Below are 12,435 nucleotides of genomic sequence, written 5' to 3'. Positions count from 1 at the left end.
CAGCGCTGTTCTGAACTAGCGCTGACCGAACAGGGTGACCCCGACCGGCGGCAGCCCCACGGCTGTCGCCATCAGCTCGTAGAACGCGGTGCCGTGCTCGGCGAGCTCTCCGTCGAGCGCGGTCCACGACGCGCGCAGCTCCAGGTCGTCCGTGCGAGCGGGACCCGCGATGTCGCCGAACCGCGCGGACGACGTCTGCGTCACGGTCCCGCCCAGAGCGGTGAAGCGGGCACCGGACTGCTCCAGCGCCTCGGTCAGCCACGACCACCCGACCTCGGGCAGCAGCGGGTCCGACGCCAGCTCGTGGTCCAGTTCGACGCGCACGTACGCCACGACGCGCAGGACACCGCCCCACGCCTCGTCGCCGTCCGGGTCGTGCAGCAGCACGAGTCTCCCGGTCGACAGCTCGTCCGACGGGCCGGTGACCTCAGCCGTCAGCGCGTACGCCCACGGCGCGAGCCGCTGCGGCGGGCGAACTTCGGTGAGTTCGATCTCGGGCCTGTGGCGAACCGACTTGAGCGTCCCCACCGCCCGGCGGAAGATTTCCGGCTCGGTCACACAACTGACTGTATGCCTCGCAATCCGGCCGGGTGATGGCGGCACGCCGGGACGTGGGACCATGAAAAGGAGATGACTTCCATGGCACCCCTCCTCGTGGCCGCGCGTGGCGGCACCCCGTCGCACACCCCTGTCTGGTTCATGAGGCAGGCGGGCCGGTCGCTGCCCGAGTACCGCGCGCTCCGTCAGGGCACCGCGATGCTCGACGCGTGCATGGACCCGGAGATGGTCTGCGAGATCACCATGCAGCCCGTCCGGCGGCACGGCGTCGACGGCGCGATCCTCTTCTCCGACATCGTGGTGCCGCTCAAGGCCGCCGGTGTCGACCTCGACATCGTCGCGGGCACCGGTCCCGTCGTCGCGAATCCCGTCCGGACGCTCGACGACGTGAAGGCTCTCCCGGAGCTGCACGCCGAGCAGGTCCAGCCGGTCGCCGACGCGATCGGGTTGCTGCTCAAGGAACTCCCGCAGGACGTCGCGCTGATCGGGTTCGCGGGAGCGCCGTTCACGCTCGCGAGCTACCTGGTCGAGGGCGGGCCGAGCAAGAACCACGAGCGCACCAAGGCGCTCATGCACGGCAACCCCGACCTGTGGCACGCGCTGCTCGCCAGGATCGCCGACGTCACGGCGGCGTTCCTGCACGCCCAGCTCGACGCGGGCGTCCAGGCGGTCCAGCTGTTCGACTCGTGGGCGGGCGCGCTGTCCGAGCGCGACTACCGCGAGTTCGTCCTGCCGCACTCGAAGCGCGTGCTCGAGACGATCACGACGGTGCCGCGGATCCACTTCGGCGTCGGCACCGGTGAGCTGCTGCCCGCGATGCGCGAGGCCGGCGCGGACGTCGTCGGCGTCGACTGGCGGATCCCGCTCGACGTGGCGGTCGAGCGGCTCGAGAAGGCCGCTCCCGAGCTGCCGAAGCCGGTCGTGCAGGGCAACCTCGACCCGGCGCTGTTCTTCGCGGGCTTCGAGGCCGTCGAACGCGAGGTGCGCCGCATCCACGCCGAGGGCAAGGCGGCCGCGGGCCACATCTTCAACCTCGGCCACGGCGTCCTGCCCGACACCGATCCGGAGATCATCACCCGGACCGTCGAACTGATCCACAGCTTGTAATGGACAGAAGACCATCGCACGTGGCCGTCGTCGGAGGAGGGATCTCCGGCCTGGCCGCCGCGCACCGGCTGCGGATGCTGCTCGGTCCCGACGCGAAGATCACCGTGATCGAGCAGTCCGACCGGCTCGGCGGCAAGCTGCGGACCACTGAGCTCGCCGGCGTGCGGTTCGACGTCGGTGCCGAGGCGTTCCTGCACCGCAAGCCCGAAGCGCAGGAACTGATCACCGAGGTCGGACTGGGTGACCAGATCGTGCACCCGACGGCGGCGAAAACGTCGATCCACGCGGCCGGACGCACCCACCAGCTGCCCGCGCACACGTTCATGGGCGTGCCGGCGAGCGTCGAGGCCGTGCGGCACGTGCTGTCCTCCGAGGGCGCGCTGCGGGTCGAGATGGAACCGACGCTGCCGCCGGTCGACCTCAAAGGCGGCGACGTCGCGGTGGGCGCGCTCATGAAGGACCGGTTCGGCCCCGAGGTCGCCGACCGGCTGGTGAACCCGCTGCTCGGCGGCGTCTACGCGGGCCGCGCGGACGAGCTGGGCCTGCGCGCCACGATGCCGCAGATCGCGACGCTGCTCGACAAGGGCGTCGGCTCGCTGCTCGCGGCCGCCGCGACGATGATGCCCGCGCCACCGCAGCCCCGTGCCGCGCGACCGCCGGTGTTCGCCAGCCTGAGCAACGGGGTGTCCTCCCTCGTCGACCGGCTCGCCGAGGTCGCGAAACCCGAGGTCAGGCTGGGTCTGCCGGTCCGCGTGCTGTCGTGGCTCGGCGACGGCTGGCGCCTGGAGATCGGGTCGGCCGCGACCCCGGAGTACCTGGAGTGCGACGGTGTCGTGCTCGCGGTCCCGGCACCGTCGGCGCGCAAGCTGCTGCACGAGATCGCGCCGCAGGTGTCCGCCGCGTACGGCAAGGTCGAGGTCGCCTCGATGGCCGTGGTCGCGCTCGCGCTGCCGCCGGGAACCCAGCTGCCCGACCGCTCCGGCATCCTGATCGCGGAGGGGGAGCGGTACAGCGACCGCATCACCCCGTTCACCGCCAAGGCGTTCACGTTCTCCAGCCGCAAGTGGGCTCACATCGGTGAGCCGGTGATCCTGCGCGGCTCGGTCGGCCGGCACGGCGAGACGGCGCTCCTGCAGCGCAGCGACGCCGACCTGGTCAAGGCCGTGCGCAACGACCTGTACGAGCTGACCGGGATCAGGGCCGAGCCGATCGACTACGTGGTGCAGCGCTGGGGCGGTGGCCTGCCGCAGTACGGCGTCGGTCACCTCGACTTGGTGGAGACCATCGAGAAAGGCATCGGCGACGTGCCGGGCCTGGCCGTGGCCGGCGCCACGCTGCACGGCGTCGGTGTGCCCGCGTGCATCGCCACCGCCGACGCGGCCGCCGCCCGTGTCGCAGCACACCTGCTGGGCCGCGTTCGCCGCTGACGGGCCCGTGCCAAGATGGACGCATGGCGCGCCTGAACTACAACGAGCTCAACGACACCATCCGCTACACGATGTGGTCGGTGTTCCGGGTCGAACCCGGCAAGCTGCCCGAGGACCGGTCGGCCGCCGCGAACGAGACCCAGAACTACCTGGACGCGTTGGAGGGCAAGGGCGTCACCGTCCGCGGCGTCTACGACGTGGCCGGTCTGCGCGCCGACGCCGACTTCATGATCTGGTGGCACGCCGAGGAGATCGAGCAGGTGCAGGCCGCCTACACGGGCTTCCGCCGCACCCCGCTCGGCAAGGTCTCCACGCCGGTCTGGTCGCAGGTCGCCCTGCACCGGCCCGCGGAGTTCAACCGCAGCCACATCCCCGCGTTCCTCGCGAACGAGGAGCCGCGCAAGTACGTGTGCGTGTACCCGTTCGTGCGGTCCTACGAGTGGTACCTGCTGCCGGAGGAGGACCGCCGCAAGATGCTGGCGGACCACGGCAAGGAGGCCCGCGACTTCCCGGACGTGCGCGCGAACACCGTCGCGTCGTTCGCGCTCGGCGACTACGAGTGGATGCTCGCGTTCGAGGCCGACGAACTGCACCGCATCGTCGACCTGATGCGGCACCTGCGCGGCACCGAGGCGCGGCTGCACGTGCGTGAGGAGATCCCCTTCTACACGGGCACCCGCGTCCCGGCGGCCGAACTGGTTACGAACCTGCCGTAATCCTGTACGCGCGGATCACCGTCAGTTCAACGGTGTTCCCCTTGGCGTCCGTCGCAGTGGCCTTCAACGAGGTCCACTGCGCGTTCGCCGGGTGGTAGATCAGTGCGCTGTTGCCGACCACGCCCGCACGGCGCCACGACTTGCCGTCGTCGTGCGAGTACTCGACACCGGTGACGCGCACCTTGCCCGTGTCGCCCTGGGACTGCGTGAGCAACCCGATGCGCTGCAACGTGCCCGCGGGCACACCGCCGGTCGCGTCGAGTTTCGGCGCGAACCGCACCACCGACAGCGGCACGGTGTCGATCTGGTCCGGCGTGCCCTTCGACTTGAAGGTCCACACCCCGGACACCTTCGTGCTGAACTCGAACTGCGAGCTCCGGTCGAGGCTCATCTCGGCGCGGAAGTCGCCTTCGGGCAGCGGCACGTTCTGGAAGTTGCCGTAGGGAGTCGTGCTCTCACCGATGAGCACACCGTTGCGGTACAGGGCCGTGCGGGCACTGTCCACAGTGGAAGAACCTTCGCCGTTGCTCGCGTCGCCCAGCGGCGGGACGCGGAAGGAGAGCTGCGTGCCGTTCCGCGCGGTGTACGGGTACGGCGCCTCGGGCAGGCCGGGGGAGAAGACCGGCTGGTTCTCCTTCTCCTGGTAGGTCTTGCCTGCCTCGTACGTGCGGGGCCCCGAGATGACGCTCGCCTGGGCTCCGTTCGCGTGGGCGATGCTGACGATGGACTGCCAGCGCACGTCCTCGGTCGTCACGTAGTCGACCGTCTTGCCCGCCGGCACGGGGTAGAGCGCGGAACCGCCGCTCAGGCCGTGCACGGACAGCGGGAACTCGCCCTTGTTCGCCTTGCTGTCCGGCTTGAGGCCGCCGATGGTGGCCTCGACGCGGGCCAGGTCCTTCTTGGCCGGTGCGCGCGTCAGACCGTTCGGCAGGCTGCCTGCGACCGGGTAGGACAGCCGGTAGTACGTGCTCGCGTCGGCCGCGGAGTTGGCGTGCAGCGTCGTGAGCGACGACAGCTCCTTCGGTGAGAGCGGCCCGCCGACCTGGGCGGCGGAGATGCCGTCGAAGCCGCCGAACGAGACCAGTCCCGCGCCGATCGAGAACTGGCCGAGGGTGCGCCTCCACTGGATCTCGCCGGCCACGAAGTCACCGGCGGGCTCAGGGACCTTGATCGACAACGGTTGTGCCAGGCGGGCGTCCTGCTTGATCGTCACGTTGCCGTGCAGCTTCACCGTCGGCTGCAGCAGCAGGTCCATGCCGTTCGCCGTGCTGATCGTCGAGTCGGCCACGTAGGTGCCCTTGGGCAGCCGGACCTTCTGGTCGCCCGCGCCGTAGACCGCCTTGAACGTCCTGGTGTCGAGGCCGTCGACGAACGTGAGCGAGTTCGCCGGGTCCTGCCCGTCGCGGCCGGTCAGGTCGATCGTGAGGTCGTAGCTCTCCACCTCGCGGTCGACGCCGACGAGCGTGCGGACGGTGTGCGGGCCGGACGTGGCGACGACCTCGCCGCTGTACGCGGCGTCCTGCGTGCCAACGCGGGTGTCACCGGTGACCGCGACCGCCGCGGTGCCCTTGGCGGGAACCGTCACCTTCGAGGCGCTCAGCGAGAACATGCCCTGCGGCGCGCCGCTCGTGAGTTTGAGGTCGAGCGTGATCGCCGCGTCGGTCGGGTTGCTGTAGGTGATCGACCTGGTCTCCGGCTTGTCGTCACCGTGCGGCCACTCGTGGCGGCCGAGGTTCACCGCGACGACGTCGGCGGTCAGCACCTGGCCGATCGCCTTGGCCACGTCGATGCGGCCCGCGCCCTGGTCGAACGCGCTCACGCCCGCCGTCGGCTTGGCCGTGGTGGCCAGCACCGACTTGACCTGCGCCGGCGTCCACTCCGGGTGCTGCTGGCGGAGCAGGGCCGCGGCGCCCGCCACGTGCGGCGTCGCCATCGACGTGCCGCTGAACGCGACGTGCTCGCCGTTCGTGCCCGCTGCTGCTGCGACGATGCCCACGCCCGGTGCGGTCACCTCCGGCTTGAGGCCGCTGTCACCGATGCGAGGACCCCTGCTGGAGAACGGGGCGAGGCTGTCGTCGCGGTCCACCGCACCGACCGACAGCGCGGCCTCCGCGGTGCTGGGCGAGCTCACCGAGCCCGGCGAACCGGCGTTGCCCGCCGCGATGACGAACAACGTGCCGTACTTGGCCGTCAGGTCGTTGACGGCCTGCTCCAGCGGGTCGACGTCCGGGGTGTCGCCGCCGCCGAGGCTCATGTTGACGACCTGGGCGCCCTGCTCGGCGGCCCAGCGCATGCCGTCGAGGATCCAGGACTCCTGGCAGCCGAACTCGATGCAGACCTTGGCGTCGAGCAGCTGCGCGCCGGGTGCGACGCCGCCGTACTTCGAGTCGTGGCTCGCGACCGTCGAGCCGACGTGCGTGCCGTGGCCGACGTGGTCGGTGTTGTCGGGGTCGGTCGTGAAGTTCTTCTCCGCGATCTGCTGACCCTTGAGGTCGGGGTGGTTCTCGTCGACACCGGTGTCGACGATGGCGACCTTGATCCCCTTGCCGGTGATGCCCTTCTGGTGGGCGGCCGGCGCGCCGATCTGGGCCACGGAGCGGTCGAGGCTCGGCCGACGGATGCCGTCGAGCCAGACCTTGTCACCGGAGTCCGTCTCGGCCTTGAGAGCGGCCCAGTCGTTCGCGGACCGCGCCCCGAGTCTCGCCCGACCGTCCACGATCAACGGCATGCGGTCCCGGTAGCCGAACTCCAGCAACGTGGTGACGTCGAAGAGTCTGCGGTCGAGCCGGCCCGCCGCCAGGGGCCCGAACGCGTCCTTCGGAACGACCGTCGTGTGCCCGCCGGCACCGCGGTGCGTCTTGAACGTCATGCCCCGGCGGCCTTCGCCGGGCTGAATCGCGACGACCTGCTGTCCTCGTCCCAAGAGGACTTTGTCGCCGGTGACGAGCGTGACCTCGTCGACCGCCTTCTGCGGTGTGGTGGGTGGTGGTGCGGCCGTCGCAACGGCGGCCGGAACCGTGGTCAGTGCGAGCGCAGTGAAGGCGGCGCCCAGCACCGTGGATTTTCCGCGCATTCGAATCCCCTCAGTGGTTCGAATTTCTGCGCGCTGTGGTCCGCGCAGGCCGGAAAACCCACTGCGGTTATGCGAAAAAGGTCCCCCGACCCTTTCGAACGTATCGATGGTGGCCCGGGTCACACAGGGCTGAACGGGGGATTCTGCTCCCCGGATCGTTCGCCCGTCAGTTCGACTGCCAGAACTTCCAGCGCGCCTTGCGTTTCACTGACAGTTCTCCGGCGGCGCGGCACCATTCCGCGAACGACGCCGCGTCCTCGCGCGCGCGCGAGCCCGCACGGCGCGGATGCTCGACCGCGTAGGCGTCGAAGAGCGGCCGAAACCGGTCGCCGAGCTCGTCGGCGACACCAGGGCTCAGCATCCGCACGATGCCGCGGCGTTTCGACAGCAGCGCGCGGCGTTCGACGTCGAGTCGTTGTTCGTCGAATCCCGCCGGGGCCGGACCGTTCGCGAGCAATGCATTTAGCAGCTCTGCCTGCTGGGCTGCAAGCCTTTTGCGTGCAGCCGAAGCGTCATTGTTTTCGATCATTTCAGCCACGGTGTGCGTCCACGACCGCTCGGATCGCCGCCAGTTCGGACGCGATTTCGGAGTCGGACGGGTAGTTGTCGTCGCGTTCCAGCAGAACACCGGGAGGGGAGACGCGCGAGCACAGTTCGTCGAGAACACCGAGCACTTCCGGCAACACCGCGTGCGCGTGGGTGTCGTGGTAGACGTCGCCGTGGTCGACCCCGCCCGCCACGTGCACGTACGCCAGACGCTCCAGCGGGATCTCGTCGAGGAACCGCTCCGGGTCCGTGCCGATGTTGCGGGCGTTCGCGTACAGGTTCGCGACGTCGACGAGCAGCCAGCAGTCCGTGCGTTCCACGAGCTCGGCCAGGAACTGACCCTCGGACAGCTCGCCGTCCGGCCACTCCAGCAACGCGGCGACGTTCTCCAGCGCGAGCGGGACGGGCAGGTTCTGCTGCGCCAGCCTGACGTTCGCCACGAGCACGTCGAGGGCGTCCTTGGTGCGCGGGACCGGCATCAGGTGGCCGGAGTCGAGCCCGCCGGCCCGGACGAAGCACACGTGGTCGCTCACCATCGGCGCCCCGACGGCCTCCGCGACCTCGCCCAGGTGCTCGACGCGGGTCAGGTCGACCGGGTCGGCGCCGCCCAGCGACAGCGACACGGCGTGGGGGAGGACCGGGATGCCGCGTTCCAGCAGCAGCCTCACGGATTCCGGCAAGTGTCCCCTTTGGACGTCACCGTGGAGGTTCTCGGCCACGACCTCCACGAAGTCGACGCCGGGCAGCCGTTCCACGGTCAGGTCGATCTCCGAACGCCAGCCGATGCCGACGCCCAGGTCCGTGATCCCCGCCATCAGTCGCCTCCTCCTCCGCCGCCGCAGCCTCCGCCACAGCTGCTGCCACCGGACGAACAGCTGCTGCCCGACGAACAACTGCTGCTACTGCTACCACATCCGCTGCCGCAGCTGCTGCAGCTCGACGCGGACCCGCACCCGCCACCGTCCGAAGAGGACCGGTGCTTCTTCTTGAGCGGGATCATCTTGACGACGCTCTGCGAGAGGTCGAAGAGGTCGCCGACCTTGTGCCCGCTGACCTTGCCCGCGAAGCCGTACAACGCCACCGCGTGCACCCGGTCGCTCGCGGTCACTTGCCGCAGCACCTCCTTGCCCGCCTTGGTGACGGCGCCGCGGCCGCGTTGCCAGACGAAGAACAGCAGGGCGATCGGTACGCCGATGAAGAAGGCCGGCGTCGAGAAGCCCAGGAAGACCAGGAACACCGCGACCCCGAGCGAGAACACCCACGCCGGGCTGCGGCGGCGCGGGCGTTGCATGAGCCCGCGGCCCAGCAGGTGCTCGTGCAGCTGGGTCATCTCGGTGCTGGTCGCGGTCGACTGCAGGATCGCGTCGAACCGGACGGCGGCCCGCGCGTGGTTCAGCAGCCGCGCCTCGACCGGCGTGGTGGCGCCGTGATTGGTCTGGTGCACGGCGGATACGAGCCCATCGCGCGACACCCGCACGAGGCCGGCGTCGATCAACCGGGCCAGCGCGGTCTCGGCGGCCCTGCCAGGACCGGCCGTGAGGTACCCGGCCTGTTCCGCGGACAGCTGTGTCGTCTGTGCGGTCATCGGTGTGACCATCGGGTCCCCCTCAACTGCTGGAGCTGCTGCAGCTGCTGCTGGAACTGCTGCTGCAACTCGAACTGCTGCAGCTGCTACTGCTGCTGGAACAACTGCTTGAACTGCTGCTGCAGCTGCTCGACGAACAGCTGCTGGACGAGCAACCGCTGCTGCCCGAACAGCTCGACGAGCCGCCGCAGCTGTGGTCGCTCCAGTCGTACGAGCTGCTGCAACTGCTTCCACACCCGCCACCGTGCGAAGTGGACCTCCGCGGCCGCTGCTTTCCCCTGCGCAGGCCGAAAAGCGCCACCTGGTCCGCACCGCTGCGAGGGTTGCGGTACGCGTGGAGCAACACGAGCTTGCCGTGCTTGGTGACCCTGCCCTTGTTCCGCAGGACCACGATGGCGAGGAACAGCAGGACCGCCGTGAGCACCAACAACCACGCGTCGAAAAGGATCGCCGCCGGGACGGAGGCGACGGCCAGCAGGAACAGCAGGACCCGCAACCCGGTGTGCTTGTTCCCCGTCCTGCGTGCGACCGAGCGGGCGATCAGGCTGTGGTGCAGGGCGGCCATCTCGTTGCTGTGCATTGCCACCTGCACGACCTGGTGGATCGGGCGAGAGGTGCCGTGCAACCCGGCGAGGACGTACGCCTCCAGCGCTGTCGTCGCGCCGTAGCCGTTCTGGTGGACGGCGGTCACGACCCCCTCGCGTGAGACACGCACGAGACCGCCGTCCATCAGCCGGGCGAGCACGGCCTCCGCCGCCCTGCCCGGTCCCCCTGTCAGGAACCCGATCTCCTCCGCGGACCAGATCGTCTGGTGCGGTGTCGAAGACTTGGCCATCAGCACTCCCGTTCACTGGTGCCAGTGCATCTTCGACGTGAGATCTACCCCTGGGTTCCTGGTGTTACCTGATTCAGACCGAACAACGGGTCAGCTGCCGCCGCCGCACCCTCCACCGCAGCCGCCGCCCCCACCGCAGCTGCTTCCGCTCGAACACGAGGAAGAGCCGGACGAGCACCCGCTGTAGCCGGTGTAGCTCGACGACGACGCGGAGGAGGACGAGGCGAGCAACGAGCTGCGCACCGCCAGATCCGGATACGTCACGAGGCCACCGAACAGCACCACGCCGGCCGCGCCCGCGTACAGGGCGTCGTCGGAAGTGGCCAGCCTGCTGGTGCTCGTGGTGCGGGCCTCGTCGAGAACGCGGTTGCCCTTGGACGTGCGCAGGTGCTTGCCACGCCGCGTGAGGAGCCAGATGAGCACGCCCGTGACCACGAGCTGCAACGTCAGCCAGCCGACGGGCGCGCTGATCGCGACCCCGTTGACCCAGCGGACGACCCCGACCGCGAGCAGCACCCACAACACGAGGGATCCCTTGCGCAGCGCGCTTTTCGCGACGTCCGGGTTGACGACCAGGCCCATGTCCTCGAGCCGCTGACCGATCGCCGTGACGACGCCGTCCTTGGCGACGGCGGGGATCATCAGGTTGACCGTGCGGTTGGTGTAGCGCTGGCTGTCGGTGATGACGGCGCGGTCCACCTGGTTCAGCGACTGCGCGTTGGACGTGACCTGAACGGTGCCACGCCGTGAAGTGCGAAGCTCACCCGACGTGAGCAACCGCGCGATGGACGTCTCGACCACGCGCCGCGGACCACCCGCGAGGTATGCGAGCTCGTCCATGTCGAGCGAACGCACGGGCTGGTTGCTGTGACCCGCCCGCACGCGCACCCGAACGATGACCACGACCAGCACCGCCAGTGCCAGCCCGATCCAGTACAGCTGAAGGAACTCCGGTCCGGACAATCCCCAAGGCCTCTGCATGCGACCCACCCCCTGACTGCCCCGAAAGTGCTTCGGTGGCGTCCATGGTGTGGTCCGGGCCACATGCCCACAAGGCTTGTTGACGAAGCCTTAGGGTTGTCCGTCTTCTGTCACTGATTCGCGGTTCCAGCTGCTGTCTAGCTGGACGAACCGCCATCGACTCCGCTGGAGCCTTCGCCGTCGGTACCGAAGAAGATCATTGCGCCTCCCAGGTCGGTCCGGTCCAGTGCGACCGGACTCGGGCTCAGTCTCCTATTCGGACGGAACGAGTTTCAAGGAGACGGAGTTGATGCAGTACCGCTGGTCCGTCGGGGTGGGATACCCCTCACCTTCGAAAACGTGTCCCAGGTGGCTGTGGCATGTGGCGCAGAGCACTTCGACGCGGGTCATGCCGAGCGCGCGGTCCTCGCGCAGGATGACCGAGTCCCCGGCCAGGGGTGAGAAGAACGAGGGCCAGCCGCAGTGCGAGTCGAACTTGGTGTCACTGCGGAACAGTTCGGCCCCACACGCACGGCACTCGTAGACGCCTTCGGTCTTGGTCTCGGTGTACTCGCCTGTCCAGGGACGCTCGGTGCCGGCCTGGCGCAGCACCGCGTACTCGGCGGGGTTCAGCTGGGCGCGCCATTCCTCTTCGGAACGCACGACTTTGGGGGTGGCGCCGACAACAGGTTCCATGTCCCTTTATAACGCGGGGTGCGGCGCAGGGCTTCCCGGCGGGTGTGGGGGAGTGGGCGGTCGTAAGACCCCGTTAAGGAGTTGTCGTTCGGGGTGGGGATGGGGTCGGGGCTTGGCCGGGGGTTGTGGGCTGGGAAGCTCGGACCGGGGGCACGGACCGGAGGGCTAAGTCTGGGAGCCGTGGGCTGGGAGGCTTCGGCTGGGAGCTGCGAACCGGAGAGCCCAGGCCGGGAGTCGTGGACCGGAAGGCGCTGGCCGGGAGACGCGGGCTGGCGTGGACTCGAAGGCGCGGCCTCGGAGTCTTGGGCTGGGAGTCTTGGGCTGAGGGATGGACCGGGAGGCTCCGACCGGGAGGCTTCGGCCGGGCTGCGCGGATCAGAAGGTGCGGACCAGGAGTCGGGCTGCGAAGGCGTGGACCGGAAGGCGCTGGCCGGGAGACGCGGGCTGGAATGCGTGGGCTGGAAGGCACGGACCGCGAGGCGTGGACCGGAATGCGGGAGTCGGGAGACGCGGCCCGGGAGACGTGGCCTGGGAGGAACCGCTGAGAAGTCTCGGCCCGAAGGCGCGGCTCAGAAGATGATGGCGATGATGTCGCCCAGCGCGAACCAGATCGTGAGGATCACGCCGAGCAGGATGAGGCCCACGACGACGACGGCGACCAGCCGCTGTTGCCCGGTCGTGCGGTTCGCCGAGTCCGCGAAGTCCTGCACGCCCTCCAGGTATCCCTCGACGGTGTAGCCGGGGCGCTCTCGCTTCATCCGGTCGAGGTGCTCGGCGAAGGCCTTCGTCTCGGGGTCGTGGGGGTCGAGGCCGATCAGCTCCTCCTGGAACTTCTCGCGCTCGTCCTTCGAATCGCCCATAACCCCCAGGGTAGTGCCAGGGGCGGGGATCAACGCCGCGCCGCGCGTCCGTGTTGACGCGATGGTTGACAC

At 69.5% G+C, this 12,435-nt stretch carries 11 protein-coding genes and 1 pseudogene; 3 read left to right on the top strand and 9 right to left on the bottom strand.

All coding sequences use genetic code 11. The annotated features are described in order from the left end of the window. Positions 1–15: 15 nt before the first annotated feature. Entirely contained in the window at positions 16–558 is a 543-nt protein-coding gene (locus tag AOM45_RS43300) for a DUF3000 domain-containing protein (protein WP_030471905.1), read from the bottom strand. 72 nt (positions 559–630) lie between these two features. Here AOM45_RS43300 and hemE point away from each other — a divergent pair, with 72 nt between their 5' ends. From hemE to hemQ, 3 genes are read left to right on the top strand one after another with little or no spacing between them, the layout of a single operon-like run. Further along, positions 631–1,665, top strand: a complete 1,035-nt coding sequence (hemE, locus tag AOM45_RS43295; protein ID WP_030471906.1) for a uroporphyrinogen decarboxylase — start codon at positions 631–633, stop codon at positions 1,663–1,665. After that, the gene (gene hemG / locus AOM45_RS43290; protein ID WP_030471907.1) at positions 1,665–3,092 is read left to right on the top strand and encodes a protoporphyrinogen oxidase; all 1,428 of its coding nucleotides are present in this window, start codon (positions 1,665–1,667) and stop codon (positions 3,090–3,092) included. The genes hemE and hemG overlap by 1 nt, the downstream gene beginning before the upstream one ends. 23 nt (positions 3,093–3,115) lie before the next feature. Beyond that, on the top strand, positions 3,116–3,808 hold the full coding sequence (gene hemQ / locus AOM45_RS43285) for a hydrogen peroxide-dependent heme synthase (protein ID WP_030471908.1): 693 nt from the start codon (positions 3,116–3,118) through the stop codon (positions 3,806–3,808). Here hemQ and AOM45_RS43280 read toward each other — a convergent pair. The 8 genes and pseudogenes from AOM45_RS43280 to AOM45_RS43245 form a co-directional block, all read right to left on the bottom strand. Then, complete coding sequence (locus AOM45_RS43280) at positions 3,792–6,881, bottom strand: S8 family serine peptidase (protein WP_059362987.1); 3,090 nt, start codon at positions 6,879–6,881, stop codon at positions 3,792–3,794. The genes hemQ and AOM45_RS43280 overlap by 17 nt on opposite strands. Before the next feature lie 166 nt (positions 6,882–7,047). Next, entirely contained in the window at positions 7,048–7,410 is a 363-nt protein-coding gene (locus AOM45_RS43275) for an SCO6045 C-terminal-like domain-containing protein (protein ID WP_030471910.1), read from the bottom strand. Between the two features lies 1 nt (position 7,411). After that, complete coding sequence (locus AOM45_RS43270; protein ID WP_174517964.1) at positions 7,412–8,242, bottom strand: MbnB/TglH/ChrH family RiPP precursor modification enzyme; 831 nt, start codon at positions 8,240–8,242, stop codon at positions 7,412–7,414. Then, positions 8,242–9,246, bottom strand: coding sequence for a TIGR04222 domain-containing membrane protein (locus tag AOM45_RS50245; RefSeq protein WP_162185736.1), 1,005 nt, complete (start codon positions 9,244–9,246; stop codon positions 8,242–8,244). The genes AOM45_RS43270 and AOM45_RS50245 overlap by 1 nt, the downstream gene beginning before the upstream one ends. 58 nt (positions 9,247–9,304) lie before the next feature. Next, positions 9,305–9,847, bottom strand: a pseudogene (locus AOM45_RS53310) (TIGR04222 domain-containing membrane protein); the annotation flags it as partial. A gap of 90 nt (positions 9,848–9,937) precedes the next feature. Beyond that, positions 9,938–10,828 carry a TIGR04222 domain-containing membrane protein gene (locus AOM45_RS43255; protein WP_156094248.1) on the bottom strand — a complete coding sequence of 297 codons (891 nt, stop codon included), beginning with the start codon at positions 10,826–10,828 and terminating at the stop codon, positions 9,938–9,940. Positions 10,829–11,080: 252 nt separating this feature from the next. Beyond that, positions 11,081–11,503: a peptide-methionine (R)-S-oxide reductase MsrB gene (gene msrB / locus AOM45_RS43250; protein ID WP_030471915.1), complete on the bottom strand. Its 423-nt coding sequence runs from the start codon at positions 11,501–11,503 to the stop codon at positions 11,081–11,083. A gap of 569 nt (positions 11,504–12,072) precedes the next feature. Next, positions 12,073–12,363: a hypothetical protein gene (locus tag AOM45_RS43245; protein ID WP_030471916.1), complete on the bottom strand. Its 291-nt coding sequence runs from the start codon at positions 12,361–12,363 to the stop codon at positions 12,073–12,075. Positions 12,364–12,435: the final 72 nt, after the last annotated feature.

The sequence above is a fragment of the Lentzea aerocolonigenes genome (genome assembly GCF_000974445.1).
GTDB classification, from domain to species: Bacteria; Actinomycetota; Actinomycetes; order Mycobacteriales; family Pseudonocardiaceae; genus Lentzea; species Lentzea aerocolonigenes.
This window is presented reverse-complemented; position numbering and strand designations above follow the sequence as displayed.

Excerpts from the sequence above, each read along its gene's own strand:
- hemE (WP_030471906.1), top strand. The coding sequence starts at position 631 with ATGACTTCCATGGCACCCCTCCTCGTGGCCGCGCGTGGCGGCACCCCG.
- hemG (WP_030471907.1), top strand. The coding sequence starts at position 1,665 with ATGGACAGAAGACCATCGCACGTGGCCGTCGTCGGAGGAGGGATCTCC.
- hemQ (WP_030471908.1), top strand. The coding sequence starts at position 3,116 with ATGGCGCGCCTGAACTACAACGAGCTCAACGACACCATCCGCTACACG.
- AOM45_RS43280 (WP_059362987.1), bottom strand. The coding sequence starts at position 6,881 with ATGCGCGGAAAATCCACGGTGCTGGGCGCCGCCTTCACTGCGCTCGCA.
- AOM45_RS43275 (WP_030471910.1), bottom strand. The coding sequence starts at position 7,410 with ATGATCGAAAACAATGACGCTTCGGCTGCACGCAAAAGGCTTGCAGCC.
- AOM45_RS43270 (WP_174517964.1), bottom strand. The coding sequence starts at position 8,242 with ATGGCGGGGATCACGGACCTGGGCGTCGGCATCGGCTGGCGTTCGGAG.
- AOM45_RS43255 (WP_156094248.1), bottom strand. The coding sequence starts at position 10,828 with ATGCAGAGGCCTTGGGGATTGTCCGGACCGGAGTTCCTTCAGCTGTAC.
- msrB (WP_030471915.1), bottom strand. The coding sequence starts at position 11,503 with ATGGAACCTGTTGTCGGCGCCACCCCCAAAGTCGTGCGTTCCGAAGAG.
- AOM45_RS43245 (WP_030471916.1), bottom strand. The coding sequence starts at position 12,363 with ATGGGCGATTCGAAGGACGAGCGCGAGAAGTTCCAGGAGGAGCTGATC.